At 69.0% G+C, this 17,095-nt stretch carries 16 protein-coding genes; 10 read left to right on the top strand and 6 right to left on the bottom strand.

Annotation, left to right across the window (positions count from 1 at the left end; all coding sequences use genetic code 11):
• The first annotated feature begins 2 nt into the window (after window positions 1-2).
• Together Q9G87_RS00850 and Q9G87_RS00845 are read left to right on the top strand one after the other, a co-directional pair.
• Window positions 3-992, top strand: a complete 990-nt coding sequence (locus Q9G87_RS00850) for a hypothetical protein (protein ID WP_305914197.1) — start codon at window positions 3-5, stop codon at window positions 990-992.
• Window positions 992-1,555 carry a hypothetical protein gene (locus Q9G87_RS00845; protein WP_305914196.1) on the top strand — a complete coding sequence of 188 codons (564 nt, stop codon included), beginning with the start codon at window positions 992-994 and terminating at the stop codon, window positions 1,553-1,555. The genes Q9G87_RS00850 and Q9G87_RS00845 overlap by 1 nt, the downstream gene beginning before the upstream one ends.
• 169 nt (window positions 1,556-1,724) lie before the next feature.
• Here Q9G87_RS00845 and Q9G87_RS00840 read toward each other — a convergent pair whose 3' ends face one another.
• Together Q9G87_RS00840 and Q9G87_RS00835 are read right to left on the bottom strand one after the other, a co-directional pair.
• Window positions 1,725-2,966: an NYN domain-containing protein gene (locus Q9G87_RS00840; protein WP_305915106.1), complete on the bottom strand. Its 1,242-nt coding sequence runs from the start codon at window positions 2,964-2,966 to the stop codon at window positions 1,725-1,727.
• Between the two features lie 186 nt (window positions 2,967-3,152).
• Window positions 3,153-5,483 (bottom strand): sigma-70 family RNA polymerase sigma factor, encoded by a 2,331-nt coding sequence (locus Q9G87_RS00835; RefSeq protein ID WP_305914195.1) that lies wholly within the window; start codon window positions 5,481-5,483, stop codon window positions 3,153-3,155.
• Window positions 5,484-5,626: 143 nt separating this feature from the next.
• Here Q9G87_RS00835 and pyrE point away from each other — a divergent pair, with 143 nt between their 5' ends.
• Window positions 5,627-6,160 carry an orotate phosphoribosyltransferase gene (pyrE, locus tag Q9G87_RS00830; protein ID WP_305914194.1) on the top strand — a complete coding sequence of 178 codons (534 nt, stop codon included), beginning with the start codon at window positions 5,627-5,629 and terminating at the stop codon, window positions 6,158-6,160.
• Here pyrE and Q9G87_RS00825 read toward each other — a convergent pair.
• Both Q9G87_RS00825 and Q9G87_RS00820 read right to left on the bottom strand, forming a co-directional pair.
• Window positions 6,157-6,612 (bottom strand): hypothetical protein, encoded by a 456-nt coding sequence (locus Q9G87_RS00825; protein WP_305914193.1) that lies wholly within the window; start codon window positions 6,610-6,612, stop codon window positions 6,157-6,159. The genes pyrE and Q9G87_RS00825 overlap by 4 nt on opposite strands.
• Before the next feature lie 53 nt (window positions 6,613-6,665).
• Complete coding sequence (locus Q9G87_RS00820) at window positions 6,666-7,367, bottom strand: DedA family protein (protein WP_305914192.1); 702 nt, start codon at window positions 7,365-7,367, stop codon at window positions 6,666-6,668.
• Between the two features lie 142 nt (window positions 7,368-7,509).
• On the opposite strand from Q9G87_RS00820, the gene fbaA reads away from it, so the two are divergent.
• From fbaA to Q9G87_RS00805, 3 genes are all read left to right on the top strand, one after another.
• Entirely contained in the window at window positions 7,510-8,532 is a 1,023-nt protein-coding gene (gene fbaA / locus Q9G87_RS00815; RefSeq protein WP_305914191.1) for a class II fructose-bisphosphate aldolase, read from the top strand.
• A 34-nt stretch (window positions 8,533-8,566) separates the two neighbouring features.
• A complete protein-coding gene (locus Q9G87_RS00810) occupies window positions 8,567-8,977 on the top strand; it encodes a DUF3151 domain-containing protein (protein ID WP_305914190.1) in 411 nt (136 codons plus the stop codon).
• Window positions 8,978-9,075: 98 nt separating this feature from the next.
• Window positions 9,076-10,359, top strand: a complete 1,284-nt coding sequence (locus tag Q9G87_RS00805) for an adenylosuccinate synthase (protein ID WP_305914189.1) — start codon at window positions 9,076-9,078, stop codon at window positions 10,357-10,359.
• Window positions 10,360-10,481: 122 nt separating this feature from the next.
• Here the strand turns inward: Q9G87_RS00805 and Q9G87_RS00800 are convergent, their stop codons facing one another.
• Window positions 10,482-11,129, bottom strand: a complete 648-nt coding sequence (locus Q9G87_RS00800; RefSeq protein ID WP_305914188.1) for a GNAT family N-acetyltransferase — start codon at window positions 11,127-11,129, stop codon at window positions 10,482-10,484.
• 108 nt (window positions 11,130-11,237) lie between these two features.
• Here Q9G87_RS00800 and Q9G87_RS00795 point away from each other — a divergent pair, with 108 nt between their 5' ends.
• Window positions 11,238-12,146 (top strand): glycerophosphodiester phosphodiesterase family protein, encoded by a 909-nt coding sequence (locus Q9G87_RS00795; protein ID WP_305914187.1) that lies wholly within the window; start codon window positions 11,238-11,240, stop codon window positions 12,144-12,146.
• A 53-nt stretch (window positions 12,147-12,199) separates the two neighbouring features.
• Here the strand turns inward: Q9G87_RS00795 and corA are convergent, their stop codons facing one another.
• Window positions 12,200-13,267 carry a magnesium/cobalt transporter CorA gene (corA, locus tag Q9G87_RS00790; RefSeq protein ID WP_305914186.1) on the bottom strand — a complete coding sequence of 356 codons (1,068 nt, stop codon included), beginning with the start codon at window positions 13,265-13,267 and terminating at the stop codon, window positions 12,200-12,202.
• Window positions 13,268-13,667: 400 nt separating this feature from the next.
• On the opposite strand from corA, the gene purD reads away from it, so the two are divergent.
• The 3 genes from purD (at window position 13,668) to murA (ending at window position 17,058) form a co-directional block, all read left to right on the top strand.
• Entirely contained in the window at window positions 13,668-14,882 is a 1,215-nt protein-coding gene (gene purD, locus Q9G87_RS00785) for a phosphoribosylamine--glycine ligase (protein WP_305914185.1), read from the top strand.
• The gene (locus tag Q9G87_RS00780; protein ID WP_305914184.1) at window positions 14,879-15,715 is read left to right on the top strand and encodes a phosphoribosylaminoimidazolesuccinocarboxamide synthase; all 837 of its coding nucleotides are present in this window, start codon (window positions 14,879-14,881) and stop codon (window positions 15,713-15,715) included. Before purD ends, Q9G87_RS00780 begins: the two co-directional genes overlap by 4 nt.
• A 77-nt stretch (window positions 15,716-15,792) precedes the next feature.
• Window positions 15,793-17,058 (top strand): UDP-N-acetylglucosamine 1-carboxyvinyltransferase, encoded by a 1,266-nt coding sequence (gene murA / locus Q9G87_RS00775; protein ID WP_305914183.1) that lies wholly within the window; start codon window positions 15,793-15,795, stop codon window positions 17,056-17,058.
• Window positions 17,059-17,095: the final 37 nt, after the last annotated feature.

Raw genomic sequence — 17,095 nt, 5'->3', positions numbered from 1 at the left:
GCGTGGCACAGGAGATCACCCAGTTCGTGGAGAGGGTGCCGGAAGACGCCTCATGTGTGGCCACGGGATCGTTGATCGAAGGCATCGGCAACGCCAACTCCGACATCGACCTGTACATCATTCAGGGGTCTCCGGGATCTGCTTCCAGGCCGGTCTCCATCGGTATCAGGGGCTCTCGGTACGTCGACTGCGAGTACCTGAACATCGGTGCCATCGAGCAGCTCGCCGCGCGGTTCGACCCCTCGTCGGCAGGTCATTCGCCCTCACGGTTCACCCTGCGCGACATCGACCGCTACTACCGTCTCGCCATCGCGGCTCGGCTCACGGTATCGGATGAGGTGGCGACTGTTCTGGACAGGTGCTCGAAGGGTCGCTCGTGCCAGGTGCTCGCTGAGTGGTCCCTGGCGCGCGCCTACGAGTATCTCGCCCGTTCCGATGTCGAGCATGCGCTCGGCCGGGGCGACCGCGCACTGGTCTCCTTGCGAGAGGCGGCGCTCTGGCGCTCCACAAGCGTGCTGGCCGCAGCAGGAGAGGGCTATCCCTCCCTGAAGTGGGCAACGGTCAAGGCCGCTCGGCTCTTCGGGACCGGCACCGCGACATACCGCGACTGTCTCTACGGAGCGTCCGCTCTACCCGATGACTTCGCGATCGTCCGGAAGTGGCTGCGTGAGCGCGTGGTCGTATCCGCTGGTGTGCTGCAGGAGTTCACGGGGCAGAGATGGGACCTGAATCCCGAGGTGGCGGTGGTCGTCGACGGAGGCGCCCTCCACCTGGTGCTGGGCAGGAAGTCGATCGCGCAGGTTGCCGGGACGGCCGGGTTGATCATTACCCGACTGTGTGAAGGGCGGCCCTGGCAAGAAGCTGTGGGAATGGTCGCCGGGGCTTGCGACATCCCCGTCGAATATGTTCTGACGGCGTCCTACAGACATATGCACGAACTAGCAGCGGCCGGCTATCTGATCGCACCAGCGGGGAAAGAGGTCACCTCCTGATGACGGTTCGCATCGACCCCGTCAAGGACTGGCTCAAGGCCAAGCGTGAGATGAACGCCCTTCATCTGGCGTTGATGGCGCTCCGTTACGACCTCGACGGAGCGTTGAAGTCGGGGCAAACGGGGCTCGCCTGGTGGACGCAGCACAACATGCTCCTGAAGGCGATACGGCTTAGGGTGCTCGAAGCCGGAGCCGAGGTCCGGGAAGTGAGCGATCGGCTGGAGCAGGCATTCGCGAGCCTGGAGGCTCTCGACCGCATGAACCCGGCGCTCTGTGCGACTGCTTGGAAGCTTTGGCTACGTCCTGAGCCCCCTGCGTCCACACTGCACATCGAACTGGACCGAACATTCCAGTTCATCGAGAGTGATCTGAAGCTCTCGTGGGCGCTCTCCCGGGCCAGGGCGGTCATGCAATGGGCATCCAGCACAAAGGTGCTGCGAACGATTGCCCGGCAGCTGAACATCGCCCAGTCCGACGACTGGTACCTGAGCTCTTCGTCCGCTCCAGATCTGGACTGGTACAGCGAGATTCTCGAGATGTTCGAGCAGGAGCGTTCATCTTGAAGGTGCCGTCGGTGACGGCCGTGGCGTAGGCGGTTGGGAGACCAGAGCGCACAACGTCAAGGAAACGGCGAAACGAGCGGGGCGGCCGGGAAGGCGGCGGAGGGCGCGGCCGGAGAGCGGTGGCGGGACTGGGGAAGTGGTGCAGCGGGGGAAGGGCCGGGGAGGTGGGTCAGTGGCGGGCGCGTTCGAGCGCGTCCCAGAAGCCGCGCCGCAACGCGTGCCGTACCTCATCATGCAGCAGGAAATCGATCGGCAACGACGACCCCTGAAGCAGCCGCGCCTCCAGGTCGGACGGCATGCGCGGCTTGCGGGCCAGCACCGCCTCCAGCCACAGCGCCGGCGCGTCCCTGGCCACGGACTCGCCGAAGTCGTGCCCTTCCCGGTGGGCGGCCTTGACCGCGTCGGAGAGCGTGGTGGCGCCCGCGGTCGCGGCGGGTGGCGGCGTGACGGGCGCGGGCTGCGGCCCGGTGTACGGCCCCAGCTGCGACGGCTGGTAAGTGCCCCCACTCGACGGCGAGGCGAACTGCCCGGTGCTGGGCGACTGGGCTGATTGCTGGGCCTGCATGGGCCCGGTCGACGGGGCCGACGGCTGCTCCGCCTGCTGGTAGCTGGCATAGGTGGGCAGCGAGGGCGGCGTGGATGACGCATGCCCGCGCCCCGACGACACCGGCCCGTTGGAGGACGGCTGGCTGCTCGAGGTGGAAGAGGACGACGAGCCGGCGGCATGGCTGCCGGTGGACGGCGTGGCCGGGGGCAGCGACGACGGCAACGAGGACGGAGGCAGGGACGAGGAGGACGACGAGGGCGGCAGCGAGTGCGTGGCCTGACCGTTGCTGAGCGGCTGGTGGTGCCCGTTGGAGGCCGCGTCGGTGACACCGGTCACCAGGGAGACGTAAGGCCGCAGGTGGGCGGAGCCCACCTCGACCAGGTCGTCGCACTCCTGCCGGAGCGAGCGGGAGACGGCCCAGCCGCCGTCGGCCGCGATGTGGATGACGCTCACCCTGATGCCGAGGTCCTGCGCGTCGCACACGACCTGCGCCAGGTCCTCGTCCCCGCTCACGACCACCGCGTCGCAGATGGCGTTGTTGCGGGCGAGCGTCATGAGATCGCGGTGGACCTGGGCGTCGACGCCCTCGCGACGGCCCGGCCGGATCCGTGACAGCCTGAGCTTGAGGCCGGGGATGTCGGCCAACGCGTCGTGCTCCGGCGTGCGGCGGCCTTCGACCGTCGCCTCGTACCAGTAGCACCGAAGCAGCGGCAGGCCGGTGCGCTCGCGCGACAGGCTGGTCATCAGCTGGAGCAGGCCCGGGTAATCCCAGGCGACCGCTTCGCGATGACGCGTGCCGTGCACGGCCATCGCGCCATCAGCCAGCAGATAGCCGGCGTCTACGAACAGCGCACAGCGATCCACTGACACCGCCCCTTTCCTGGTGGTCCGACCTTGCTGGCTCTGCACCGTCAGAGACCGGACTCGGCGGCCCTCTCTCAGGGTAATGAAAGCTGGTGATCGTGCGAGGGTTAATGCCGACGATTCGACGCCTGCCCGCCGATGCACCAGACCGTCTAGGCAGACCGTACCAGTTTGTCCCGTTCGCGGTCACGAGCGCGCACGCACGCTCAACGCGGCGATCCCGAGCAGGATGACGTCCTTGTCCGTGGCGATCGTCAGTCCCGGATCCACTCCGAGCTCGGCGCCGACCGTGTCGACGTCGACCCCGAACGTCATGCCCGCGGCACCGCTCGACGAGCCGTCGAAGACGTTGGCGGGATCGCGGTCGCCGCCCGCGGGGGTGAGGGCGCCGGAGCCGAGCGAGACCTTGTCGCCCGCGAGGTCGGCGTCGCCCTCCCAGGTGATCAGTTCGAGCCTGGCCGGAGCGGCCGCGGGGGTCAGGCCCCCGAGCGGTAGGCGTACGCGCCCGGCCCGGCCGCCGATCACGGTGGCCGTGTCGAGCACAACGGCCTGGCTGTACGGCTCCGAGGGGTCGGTGACGATCAGCACCAGGCTCCAGCCGGCATACCGGGCCACCCCCTCCTCCATCGGCGCGTCGGCCGCCCACCATGTGCCGCTCCTGCGTGCGCCGGCGACCAGCTGGCTCACGTCGGCGAACGCCTGGTAGACGGGGCCGGCGGGGAGCTCGCGGACGGCCACGTGAGAGGGCCGGACCGGCACGTAATCCGCCCGCCCGGGCGGGCGGACCTTGATGGGCCCGGCCCGCTCGCCGCTCGCCGACCAGTAGAGCCCGGCCCACACGACCCGGCTGCCCTTCGGCAGCGACAACTCGGCCGCGCTGGAGGAGGTGGTGTCCGCCGCGCCGTCCCGGTCGAGCGCGGTCATCGGCCACAGGTCGTTGTCGAGCTGGTCGCCCTCGCGCCGCCGGGCGGGCACGCAGCCCACCAGCTCCTCGGGACAGGTCAGCAGCGAGTTGCCGATCGCCCTGACGGTCACCTTGCCCTCGGTGGCGAACCTGGCCGGCGCCCCGGACGCGCGTACGCCTTCCTCGGCCCGCGCCGTGACCCGCAGCGCGCCGGCCTCGACGCGCACAGCGGGCCCCGCGCCCACCGGCGCCTCGCCGGCGACGAGGACCCGCAGGAACACCGCCGTGCCCTGGCCGGCCGCGAGCGACTCCCTGGTGCACCGCGCGCCGCCGCCGGCCGGGCGGCAGGCCCAGCCGTCCACCGTGCCCGCGGGCCCGGCGAGGGAGGCGGCCTGGTGACGGCGTGCCGCCGGGATGAGCCGCACGCCCCGCGGCAGGTCCACGAGCGCCGCCAAGGCCTGGCTGGGCCCGTCGCCGTCGTTGCGCAGGCGGATGCCGATGATGCCGGGCTGAGCGCGTACGAGTGCACCGAGCGGGTCGATCGTGGCCCGCAGCCTCGCCTTGCCCGGCTGCCGCTCGGTCCTGCCCGGCGGCGGGACCCGCGCGGGCTCCTCTCTGGGCTCGGGCCGCGCCTGCAGCGCCGATGGCGGCGGCTGGGCGATCGGCGCGGGCGTGGGCGTGTCGATCGGCCGTGCCTCGGATATCAGCAGAAGCGCGATGGCCGCGGCGAGCACGACGGCCATGCCACCGGCCAGCGCGGCCTGCTGGGGCTTGGGCGCCCGCCACAGCCACGCCGAGGCCCGCAGCAACCCGCCCACGCGGCCGCCGACCGCCGGCTTGGTGAGGGCGGCAGCGTAGCCGCCGAAGAGCGGCCCGGCGATCAGCGGTCCGACGATGACCCGCAGCCCGCGGTTGACATCGCCCAGCTCCAGCAGGACCCCGTGGCACTCCTCGCAGCCGCTCACATGCTCGTCGACCGCCTTGGCGTCGCGCCTGGTCAGCCCACCCCTGACGTAGGAGCCCAGCTTGCCGAGAACGGGACGGCACTCGGGCCGCGGCTGCGTGCCCAGATGCAGCTGCAGGTAGACCTGCCGAAGCCCCTCCCTGGCCCGGTACGTCAGCGCGGCCACGCCATTGGCCGACAGCCCCAGCAGCGGCGCCACCTCAGCCTGCTTGCTCCGCTCCACCTCGATGTGCCAGAGCACCGCCCGCCACCGCTCGGGCAACGACAGGTATGCCGTGGCGATCGGCGACGTCTCCAGCCCCACGAGCGCGGGATCCACGAACGGCATCCCGGGGTCGTAGTCCTCGATCTCCTCCGTGCTCAGTGGGCGGCCCTCGATCCTGGACCGGTCGTGGACCGTGCGCCGCACCACGGTCAGCAGGTAGGTGCGGAAGCCGGCCTCGGGACCCGCGCCCCTGCCGACCAGGTCGAGGATCTTGGTGAACGCCTCGGCGATCACGTCCTCGGCCTCGGTGCTCTTGACGAGCTGCCGGGCCAGCGCGCGGGCCGCGGCGACGTGGCGCTCGTAGAGCTGCCCGTAAGCGGATGCGTTGCCCTCCCTGACGGCCTGCAGGAGCTCTGCGTCGCTTTGTGGCGATTCGACACCCATAGTGACCTCACGATTACGCGGGGTTGCCCGGCGCAATCATTCCGCATAACCCGTCACGACTAAACCGCGACGCGGTCTTTACCGCCCGGCGAACGTCCCCCACGGCAAGCTCGCACCCTGGTCAGGACCCTAAGCTTGGACGCATGACAGATCGCGACAACCTGCTGGCCGAGATCAAGAAGAAGGCCGTCGTCCACGGCAAGGTCACGCTCTCCTCCGGCATAGAGGCCGACTACTATCTCGACCTGCGGCGGATCACGCTCGACGGCGTGGCCGCGCCCCTCGTCGGCAAGGTGATGCTCGACCTGACCGAGGATCTCGACTACGACGCGGTGGGCGGGCTCACGCTGGGGGCCGATCCCATCGCGGCCGCGATGCTGCATGCCGCGGCGGCGCGGGGACGCGTGCTGGACGCGTTCGTGGTGCGCAAGGCGATGAAGGAGCACGGCCTGCAGCGCAGGATCGAGGGGCCCGAGGTGAAGGGGCGGCGGGTGCTCGCGCTCGAGGACACCTCCACGACCGGCGCGTCGGTGCTGACCGCCGTGGAGGCGCTGCGGGAGGCCGGGGCCGAGGTGGTGGCCGTGGCCACGATCGTGGACCGCGGAGCGCACGAGCGGATCGTCGGCGCGGGACTCGACTACCGCACCGCCTTCACCCCGCAGGAGCTGGGCCTCTAGCCGGGCGCGCGGGCAGTGAACGCCTGCCTGGCGCCCTGCTCCCCCTGCTCGCGCCGCTTGCCGTTCTCGGTGACGCGGACCGTGCCCGCGTCGCTGAGCACCACGTCCAGCTCGGGCTCGAAGTAGCTGACCTCCTCGCCCTTGCTCATCTCACGGTGCTGGAGCACGTCGCCGCCCGGCACCCGTACGGTGACGGTGGGGCAGGTTTGGGCCAGGCACTCGATGTGCACCGTCGGCACCTGGACGGTGTCCTCCTGGCCGGCAGTGCCGGCAGTGCCGGCGGTGGCGAGGGCGGTCGCGGTGGCGCGCTCGCGCTCGGCCTGGGTCGGCGCGTCGAGCGAGGCGAGCAGCGCGCGACCGCCTATGACCAGGAGTGTCACCACGGCCACGACCGCCAGGACGGCGAGCGCCAGGCGGGCGAGGCCCATCGGATCTGACCTGTGGCGTCCCACAGTGGGCAGCGTACCGTGACGTATGCCACTCCTACCGGTAGTCGCCTACGCCGTCAGGACGGATCGCCCACGCGGTGGTGTTTGCCGTTGGGCACGGGGAGCCGCTTGGCCTCGCGGCGCTTCTTGACGACCTCGACGAAGATCGGGATCAGCGAGATGAGCACGATGAGGAAGACGCCCGGCAGGATGTATTTGTCGATCTCCTTGGGGTCGACCTGGCCGCCGAGGAAGTGGCCGACCAGGAGCAGGCTCTCGACCCAGAAGACGCCGCCGATGACGTTCCACAGGAAGAACCGTTTGGGCGGCATCTCCAGCACGCCGGCCACGGGGTTCATGAACGTGCGGACGATCGGCACGAACCTGGCCAGAATCACCGCCTTGGCCGGGCCGAACTTCTCGAAGAACTCCTCGGCCCTGAGCACGTGCTCCCGCTTGAACAACCGTGAATCCGGCTTGTCAAAGAGTTTGCGGCCGAATCGGAGACCTAGGAAATGCCCGAGCTGGGCCCCCGCGATCGCGCACAGCGGGGTGCCGATCAACAGGACCGGCAGCGAGAGCGGCTCGATGCCCATTCCCGCGGCCACCGAGGCCGAGCTGAAAATCCCCGCGGCCACCAGCAGCGAGTCGCCGGGCAAGAAGAACCCGAGCAGCAGACCCGTTTCAGCGAAGATGATGGCCAGGACGCCGACCGTGGCGAAAGCGCCAAGAATCGTGAGCCACCACGTCGGGTCTAGGAGATTCAAAAGCCAGTCCACGCCGAGAGCCTACCCGGAGCGGGCATGCCTGGCGTGACCATCGGGCGCGCGCCTTCAACAACGCGTTGTATCTACCACATGGGGTAGGGAGCCGGGATACTGGGCCCTGGCGCGAAGCCGTAACTTCTCAGGGAGATGAATCATGCCTATTGCGACTCCAGAGGTCTACGCTGAGATGCTCGACCGGGCCAAGGCCGGCGGATTCGCCTACCCGGCGATCAACGTGACCTCGTCTCAGACGCTGAATGCCGCTCTGCGCGGCTTCGCCGAGGCCGAGAGCGACGGCATCGTTCAGGTCTCCACCGGCGGCGCCGAGTTCCTGTCCGGCGCCACCGTCAAGGACATGGTCGCCGGGGCGACGGCGCTGGCCGAGTACGCCCGGATCGTGGCCGCGAAATACCCCGTCACGGTGGCGTTGCACACCGACCACTGCCCCAAGGACAAGCTCGACGGCTTCATGCGGCCGCTGATCGACATCTCCCTTGAGCGGGTCTCCAAGGGCCTGGACCCGCTCTTCCAGTCGCACATGTGGGACGGCTCGGCCGTGCTGCTGGAGGAAAACCTGGAGATCGCCAAGGAGCTCCTGGACAAGTGCGCGCGGGCCCGGATCATCATGGAGATGGAGATCGGCGTCGTCGGCGGCGAGGAAGACGGCGTCGTCGGCGAGATCAACGAGAAGCTCTACACGACCGCCGAGGACGCGCTGGCGACCGCCGAGGCCGTCGGCATCGGGGAGCAGGGCCGCTACATGCTGGCCGCCACGTTCGGCAACGTGCACGGCGTCTACAAGCCGGGCCACGTCAAGCTGCGGCCGAGCGTGCTGAAGGAGATCCAGGACGCGGTCGGCGCCAAATACGGCAAGGACAAGCCGTTCGACCTGGTCTTCCACGGCGGCTCCGGCTCGCTGCTCTCGGAGATCCACGAGGCCATCTCCTACGGCGTCGTCAAGATGAACGTCGACACCGACACCCAATACGCCTTCACCAGGCCGATCGCGGACCACATGTTCCGCAACTACGACGGCGTGCTCAAGGTGGACGGCGACGTGGGCAACAAGAAGTCCTACGACCCGCGCGCGTACGGCAAGGCCGCGGAGGCCGGGATGGCCGCGCGTGTCGTGGAGGCGTGCGAGAGCCTGAAGAGCGCTGGGACGAAGATCTCCTAGCCATTGAGGCGGCCCGGCGGGTATGACTTGTCCTATGGATAACCTTCTCGCCGGGCCGCCCCCGACTCACCTGCCGGATCAGCCCGAGGCCAGAGAGGCGCTGGAGTCCGGTGCCAAGCCCGCCGACGTGGCGGCCCGCTTCCCCGCCCACCCGGCGGCGTGGGCCGCGCTCGCGGAGGAATACTTCGCCCAGGGGCACGCCGTGACCTCCTACGCCTTCGCGCGCACGGGCTACCATCGCGGGCTCGACCACCTGCGCCGCAGCGGCTGGAAGGGCCACGGGCCCATTCCGTGGGAGCACGAGCCCAACCGCGGCTTCCTGCGGTGCCTGTACGCGCTGTCGCGAGCCGCCCAGGCGATCGGCGAGAAAGACGAGGCCGAGCGGTGCCTGCAGTTCCTTAAGGACAGCACGGAATCTGGTTACGACGCGCTGACCAAGGGTTAGCCCTTGGGGTGTTTAGGCGTGTTCGGGTAGTCTCACTACGCAAGAGCTCCTGTCGCGCTTGCGCCAGGGGTTTCGTTTTGTGCTCAGGAGACTGAACCATGCCGGCTGCCGTTCTCGTTGGTGCCCAGTGGGGCGATGAGGGCAAGGGCAAGGCCACCGACCTGCTCGGTGGCGACGTCGATTACGTCGTCCGTTATCAGGGTGGCAACAACGCGGGACACACGGTCGTCATCGGCGACCAGAAATACGCCCTCCACCTGCTTCCCACCGGAATCCTCTCGCCAGAAGTCGTGCCGGTGATCGGCAACGGTGTGGTGATCGACCCGGGTGTCCTGCTGAGCGAGATCGACGGGCTGGCCGCGCGGGGTATCTCCGCCGAGCGGCTGCTGATCTCCTCGAACGCGCACTTGATCATGCCCCACCACAAGGCGCTCGACAAGGTCACCGAGCGCTACCTGGGCAAGGCCAGGATCGGCACGACCGGGCGCGGGATCGGGCCCGCGTACGGCGACAAGATCGCACGCATGGGCGTGCGCGTGCAGGACCTGCTCGACCCGGGCATCCTGGCGAAGAAGATCGAAGTCGCGCTGACCGAGAAGAACCAGGTGCTGACCAAGGTCTACAACCGGCGCGGGATCGACCACGAAGCCGTGCTGGAGGAATACCTCGCCTACGCCGAGCGGCTCAAGCCACACATCGCCGACACCACGCTGGTGCTCTCGAAGGCGCTGGACGAGGGCAAGTTCGTGCTGCTGGAGGGCGGGCAGGGGACGCTGCTCGACATCGACCACGGCACGTACCCGTTCGTCACGTCGTCGTCTCCCACGTCGGGCGGCGCGTGCGCCGGAGCCGGGATCCCGCCGAACCGGCTCACCAAGATCATCGGCATCCTGAAGGCGTACACGACCCGGGTCGGCTCCGGGCCCTTCCCGACCGAGCTGACGGACGAGATGGGCGAGTGGCTGCGCCAGACCGGTGGCGAGTACGGCGTCACCACCGGCCGCAACCGCCGCTGCGGCTGGTTCGACGCGGTGATCGCCCGCTACGCGACCCGCATCAACGGGATCACCGACTACTTCCTCACCAAGCTGGATGTGTTGTCGGGGCTGGAGCGGATCCCGGTGTGCGTGGCCTACGACGTGGACGGGGTGCGGCACGACGAGATCCCGATGACGCAGACCGAGTTCCACCACGCGACGCCGATCTACGAGGAGTTCCCGGGGTGGCAGGAGGACATCACCAGCGCCAAGTCCTTCGATGACCTGCCGCCGACGGCGCAGTCTTATGTACGGGCGCTGGAGGAGATGGCCGGGGCGCCGGTCTCCGCGATCGGCGTCGGCCCGGGCCGCGACCAGACCGTGGTGGTGCGCTCGCTCGTCTGACCGGCTCTGACGTGGCCGGCGGGTCGCCGGCCACGTCGCCTGGCCGCGTTCACGTTCCTCGCCTGAGGTAACCGACATTTTTGTCGGCGACGTCGATGTCGGCGACAAAGATGTCGGTAACTTCAGGTCAACACCACGGCGGTCATCGGGGTGTGGAGGGTCCAGCCCACCGTTTCGTACAGGGCCTGGCCGTCCGAGGTCGCCACCAGGATGCCCGTCCGCGCCCCCCGGGAGGCGGCCGTCGACGCCAGCGTGTGCATGATGATCGTGCCGAGGCCGCGGCGGCGGTGGCCGGCGGCTGTTTCCACCTGGTCGACCACGGCGGCCGAGCCCGCCACGGCGACCTGGCCGCGGGCCGCGACCTCGCCGGCGGCCGTCAGGAGCCGGGCCGCCGTGACGCCGGCCCTGGTGGTGATGGCCAGGGTGTAGCCGGGCGGGGCCTGCGGGGTTGCGGTGCGGGCCAAGGGGGCGGTCATCATGAACTCCCGGTCCTTGACCGTCCAGGCCGGAGGCAGGTAGGAAGCGACGGCCTCGGCGGGGGCGCAGAGTTTGAGCCAGGTGCCGGGCCTCGTCAGTGTCGTGGTCAGGTGGTGGAGGATCTCCGGGGTGGGGGCGGGGACGATGTGGCGGGCCACGTGACCGGGTAGGCCGACATCCACGCGCAGCCCCCACGGTTCGCGTACGGGGCGTGGCGTGTTGCGGGAGATGACCCAGCCGTCGACCCATGCCCGGACTGTTGGGGAATGGGCGGGTTTGAGAACCTCCGTCATAGAGAACAGCCTATTGTCCGCCGGTTACCGCACGACGGGGCGTAGCAGGATAAAAAGGACACGGCGTGGCACCGCCTAGACGTGCCCGGTGGCAGGTAGGGTCCGGGTGTGCGCGTTGAGATTCATGGTCACCGAGGTGCGCGGGGTCTCTGGCCGGAGAACACCCTGCCGGGTATGAGCCGCACGATGGAGCTCGGCGTTCACGCGCTCGAGCTGGACGTGGCGCTCACCGGCGATCGGCGGCTCGTGCTCACGCACGATCTCACGGTGTCCGCGGTCACCAGCGCCGACACGCGGCCGCTGCGTGCCGGCGATCCGCTCTACCCCTATGTCGGCAAGCCGATCAACGCGCTCACGCTGGCCCAGCTGCGCATGCTCGACGTGGGCGTACGGTGGCCACGGCATCTCGACGACCCCTTCGCGTTGACGCAGGCCGCCATGCCGGAGACCAGGATGCCGACGCTGGGCGCGGTGCTGGGGCTGGTGAACGCCTACGAGGCGGAGGGCGTACGCCTGCACGTCGAGCTCAAGTCGGATCCCACCAGACCGGAGCTGACGCCGGATCCCGAGATGTTCACCGAGCTCGTCGTCGACGAGCTCGACCGGCACGGCAGGCTGGGCAACGTGGCCATCCTGAGCTTCGACTGGCGGATCGTGCGGCACGCCGCCGAGATGGCGCCGGGCACGCGCCGGTTCGCGCTCATCGAGCTGGACACCCTGCACTGGCACGAGGGCGGCCTGGGAGACGACATTCCCGCCGCCGCGCGCGCGGCCGGGGCCACCACGCTCTCGCCCGAGCACGTCATGGTGGACGAGGCGCTGATGGCGCAGGCGGCCGCGGCGGGACTCGACGTGGCTGTATGGACGGTCAACGAGCCCGGGTTGGCCGGACGGATGCTGGATCTCGGGGTGGCGGGGATCGTGACCGACTATCCCGATCGCCTGCGGAAGGTGTGGCGTGAGCGCGGGCTCGAGCTGCCCGCGCCGGTCGGTCCGCTCAAGCCCGTAGGCGTCTGACCGCGAGCGCGGCAGCGCTCGAGCCCCCTGCAGTCCGCGCCCGGTCTCCGGAGCTACAGCCAGCCGTTCCTGCGGAAGCCGCGGTGCAGCAGCACGCAGGCGGTGACCATGAGGGCCAGCACCGCCGGGTAACCCCAGACCTGCTTGGTCTCCGGCATGAAGTCGAAGTTCATGCCGTAGACGCCGGCGATCATCGTGGGCACGGCCAGGATGGCCACCCATGACGAGATCTTGCGCATGTCCTCGTTGGCCAGCGCGTTCGAGCGGGCCAGAGCGGCCTGCAGGATCGAGCTGCACAGCTCGTTCGAGGACTCCACCTGCTCGCACACCCTGGACAGGTGGTCGCCGACGTCGCGGAAGTATTCCCGCATCTCCGACGGGATCACGCGGCGCTGGGGCAAGGCGGACAAGGGGGCCTGCAGCGGGGTGACGGCCCGCTTCATCTCCAGCATCTCCCGCTTGAGCTGATAGATCCGGTTGATGTCGCGGGAGCTGACGTCGGCGAACACGGTGGCCTCGACCTCTTCGAGCTCCATCTGCATGAGGTCGGCGACCTGGAGGTATTGGTCGACGACGTGGTCGGAGATGGCGTGCAGCACGCCGGCCGGACCCCGGTTCATCAACTTGGGCTTGTCCTCAAGGCGCTCGCGCACCACAGTCAGCGGGCAGTGCTCACCGTGCCGCACCGTCACCACGAAATCCACGCCGAGGAACACCATGATCTCGCCAGTGGCGATGATCTCGCTGTTGGCGGTCAGCTCGTCGTGGTCGAGGTAGGCGACGGTCTTCAGCACCATGAACAGCGAATCGCCATATCGCTCGACCTTGGGGCGCTGGTGCGCCTTGACGGCGTCCTCGACGGACAGCGGGTGCAGGCCGAACACCTCCGACAGCCACTCCACCTCGGGGGCTTCCGGCTCGTGCAGCCCCACCCAGACGAACGCCTTGGCGCCCTCAGTGGCCTTGTTGTGCTCGCGCACGTGCTCGAGCGCTTCCACGATGCCGGTCGCCGAGACCTTCTTGCCCTGGACGTAGGCGCCGAATTCGACGATGGAGTCGACGGGGGGCACGCAGATCTCACGCACCGGCTTGGCGAGCTGGTGCGCGGCGCGCGACGGCACGGGGTGACGGTTGATACGACGGAAAAGCGTGGACGAGCGCATGGCAGTCCCTTTCCGCCCGACATGGCACGCTCCACGCGCGATGAAAAGTCACCTCAATCAACACACATGCGTGGAGGCACGATCAGGCTGCCGGATTGGAGTGGTCGGGGGTATGCGGGGAGTACGTGGCGAAGCACGTACTGCTGGGATCACCAGGATTCATCCCGGACCACCTCCAATCGCTAGAGACGCCGTAAAGCCGCCTTAACTTACCACAGGCGACTGAACCTATCCGACGATACCGGCCCAAGCGCTCGCCGTTCAGGTAGAACTCGACAAAGATTGTCGCCTGTTCCGGCATGTGGTGTCCTGGAGGCCAGAGCCTGCGCCTGGCCGCGGGCCTGCGACAATGGAGCGTGTGCGCGTTCTAGTCATTGGTTCCGGAGGGCGTGAGCACGCCCTATGTCGTTCGCTCAAGCTCGATCCCCAGGTCAGCGAGGTCCTTTGCGCCCCGGGCAACCCGGGCATCGAGCGGTTCGCGGCCGTCTATCCCGTCGATCCCCTCGATCCGGCGCAGGTGGCCGAGCTGGCCATGACGCTTCGGGTCGATCTCGTGGTGGTCGGACCGGAGGCCCCGCTCGTGGCCGGCGTGTCCGACGCCGTGCGCGAGGCGGGCATCGCCTGCTTCGGGCCCTCCAGCGAGGCGGCCATGATCGAGGGGTCAAAGGCCTTCGCCAAGGAGATCATGAGGGCGGCCGACGTGCCGACCGCGCGGGCCCGGGTGTGCACCACCGAAGAGGAGGCCGCGGCCGCCCTCGACGCATTCGGGGCACCATACGTGGTCAAGGACGACGGCCTGGCGGCCGGCAAGGGCGTGGTGGTCACCCATGACCGCGAGCAGGCGCTGGCGCACGCGCTGACCTGCGACCGGGTGGTGATCGAGGAATACCTGGACGGCCCCGAGGTGTCGCTGTTCGCGCTGTGCGACGGGAGCACCGCCGTGCCGTTGCAGCTCGCGCAGGACTTCAAGCGGCTCCACGACGGCGACGGAGGCCCCAACACGGGTGGCATGGGGGCCTACACGCCGCTCCCCTGGGCGCCGGAAGGGCTCACCGAGCAGGTCATGCGGGAGGTCGTGCATCCGACGATCGCCGAGTTGTCGCGGCGCGGACTGCCGTACCAGGGAGTGCTCTACGTGGGTCTCGCCCTGACCTCGAAGGGGCCGAAGGTGGTCGAGTTCAACGCCCGTTTCGGGGACCCGGAGACGCAGGTGCTGCTCGACCGGCTGGAGACGCCGCTGGGCGGGCTGCTGATGGCGTGCGCGACGGGCGAGCTCGGGCTGGACCCGGTGTTCAAGGAGGGCTCCGCGGTGACCGTCGTGATCGCGGCACAGAACTACCCGGTCGCGCCGGTCAAGGGCGACGTGATCACGGGGCCGCAGGAGACCGAGCACGCGTACGTGCTGCACGCCGGGACCAAGTGGGCCGACGACGACGTCGTCTCCGACGGCGGCCGGGTGCTGAACGTGGTCGGCAGTGGGCCCGACCAGGAGAGCGCGCGCGAGGCGGCCTATGACCTCGTCGGCCGGATCAAGTTGCGCGGCTCGCACTACAGGACGGACATCGCCCGATGAAGCTCGTGCACTCCGGCAAGGTCCGCGATCTCTACGAGACCGAGGACGGCCTGCTGCTGATGGTCGCCTCCGATCGGATCTCCGCCTTCGACTACGTGTTGCAGCCGGACATCCCGGACAAGGGCGCCATTCTCACGCAGATGTCGTTGTGGTGGTTCGACCAGCTCAAGGATGTCGTGCCCAACCACATCGTGGCCCGGGGCGACGACCCGCACAGCGTCCTGTGCCGGCCGCTGCGAATGGTGCCGGTGGAGTGCGTGGCGCGGGGCTACCTGACGGGCGGCGGGCTGAGCGAATACCGCGCCGGCGGCACGGTCTCCGGCGTGCCCCTGCCGGACGGGCTGGAGGACGGGTCCAGGCTGCCGGAGCCGATCTTCACGCCGTCCACCAAGGCGCCCGTGGGGCAGCACGACGAGCCGATCTCGTACAAGCAGGTCGTGGCCGAGGTCGGTGCGGAGACCGCTGAGGAACTGCGGCGGATCACGCTGGCCGTCTACACGCGTGGCGCGGAGATCGCCCGCGAGCGCGGCATCATCGTGGCCGACACCAAGATCGAGCTGGGCTGGGACGCCGATGGCGTGCTGACACTGGGCGATGAGGTGCTGACCCCGGACTCCTCGCGGTTCTGGCCGGCCGACGAGTGGCGGCCGGGCCGGACCCAACCGTCTTTTGACAAGCAATATGTACGGGATTGGCTCCTCTCACCCGAATCCGGATGGGACAAAGACTCCGGAAACCCCCCACCTCAACTTCCCGATCACGTGATCGAGCAGACCAGGCAGCGATACCTAGAAGCATATGAGCGGCTCACGGGGACTCCCTTTAGCGGATGATTCGGCTGGGTCATGTGGTGTTAGCGACTACTGTTGGCCCGATCAAGCCTCACCATTGATTTCAAGGAGCCGCACGAATGGTCCGTTACCGCGTGCGCGGTGGCAACGCACTGCGCGGAACCGCGTTCATCCAGGGCGCGAAGAACGCCGTGCTGCCCATGATCGGTGCGGCTCTGCTCGCCGCGAAGGGCCGCACCGTCCTGCGCAACGTCCCGATCATTGAGGACGTCCGCCGCGCCGTGGAGCTGGCCGAGGCCATCGGCGCGTACGTCGAGCTGCACGAGTCAGAGCGCACGCTGGTCATCGACGCCTCCAAGCTGGACAGCCCGGTGCTGCCCGCCGAGATCGCCAGGCGTTTCCGCGGCTCGGTCCTGTTCACCCCCGCGCTGCTGCACCGGCTGGGCGAGGCGATCATCGAGGGAGTCGGCGGCTGCAATCTCGGCAGCCGCAACCTCGACTTCCACTACCTCGGCTACAAGCGGCTGGGCGCGATCGTGGACGAGGGCGAGACCGTCATCCACGTCAAAGTGTCCGGAATGACCGGCGCCACCCTCTACCTCGACACCCCGTCCCACACCGGCACGGAAAACCTCATCATGGCCGCCGCCCTGGCCAAGGGCACGACCGTGATCGAGAACGCGGCGCTGGAGCCCGAGGTGCTCGACGTCATCGACATGCTCACCAAAATGGGCGCGCGCATCAGCGGCGGCGGCACCGGGTTCATCACCGTGGAGGGCGTGGACGAGCTGCACGCCGTCGAGCACACGGTGATGCCCGACCGGCTGGACGCGGGCGTGTTCGCGATGGCGGCGGCGATCACCGGGGGTGAGCTGAGCCTGGTGGGCACCGGCCTCGACCTGGGCGTGGTGCGCTACAAGCTGGAGCAGATGGGCGTCGAGTTCGCCCGGCAGGGCGCGGTGCTGCACGTGCGGTCGGAGGGCAAGTTGCGGCCCATCAACATCATCACCGACACCTACCCGGGCTTCGCCACGGACCTGCAGTCGCCGATGATGACGGTCGCGGCGCTGGCCGACGGCACCAGCTACATCCACGAGCGCATCTTCGACGGCCGGTTCGCGCTGGCCGGCGAGCTCAACAAAATGGGGGCGAACGTCGAGGTCGACGGCAGCCGGGCCGTCGTGCGCGGCCGCACGCCGCTGACCGGCACCCGGGTGACGGCGCACGACTTGCGCTCGGGCATCGCGCTCGTGCTCGCGGGCCTCGCGGCCGACGGCGAGACGGTGATCGACTCGGGATACCTCATCGATCGCGGGCACGCACATCTCGCCGCGCGAATGCGTGCGCTCGGCGCGGACATTACACGAGAGATTTCCGAACACTAAAAATCGCGCGTAAAACCTCGTTGAGCTGCTGAGACCT

This window comes from Nonomuraea turcica, from assembly GCF_030718205.1.
GTDB lineage: Bacteria > Actinomycetota > Actinomycetes > Streptosporangiales > Streptosporangiaceae > Nonomuraea.
The sequence above is the reverse complement of the archived record's forward strand: the minus strand, read 5'-3'. Positions and strand labels throughout refer to the sequence as shown.

Excerpts from the sequence above, each read along its gene's own strand:
- murA (WP_305914183.1), top strand. The coding sequence starts at position 15,793 with ATGGTCCGTTACCGCGTGCGCGGTGGCAACGCACTGCGCGGAACCGCG.
- pyrE (WP_305914194.1), top strand. The coding sequence starts at position 5,627 with ATGACAGATCGCGACAACCTGCTGGCCGAGATCAAGAAGAAGGCCGTC.
- Q9G87_RS00835 (WP_305914195.1), bottom strand. The coding sequence starts at position 5,483 with ATGGGTGTCGAATCGCCACAAAGCGACGCAGAGCTCCTGCAGGCCGTC.
- Q9G87_RS00810 (WP_305914190.1), top strand. The coding sequence starts at position 8,567 with ATGGATAACCTTCTCGCCGGGCCGCCCCCGACTCACCTGCCGGATCAG.
- Q9G87_RS00780 (WP_305914184.1), top strand. The coding sequence starts at position 14,879 with ATGAAGCTCGTGCACTCCGGCAAGGTCCGCGATCTCTACGAGACCGAG.
- Q9G87_RS00845 (WP_305914196.1), top strand. The coding sequence starts at position 992 with ATGACGGTTCGCATCGACCCCGTCAAGGACTGGCTCAAGGCCAAGCGT.
- Q9G87_RS00800 (WP_305914188.1), bottom strand. The coding sequence starts at position 11,129 with ATGACGGAGGTTCTCAAACCCGCCCATTCCCCAACAGTCCGGGCATGG.
- Q9G87_RS00805 (WP_305914189.1), top strand. The coding sequence starts at position 9,076 with ATGCCGGCTGCCGTTCTCGTTGGTGCCCAGTGGGGCGATGAGGGCAAG.
- fbaA (WP_305914191.1), top strand. The coding sequence starts at position 7,510 with ATGCCTATTGCGACTCCAGAGGTCTACGCTGAGATGCTCGACCGGGCC.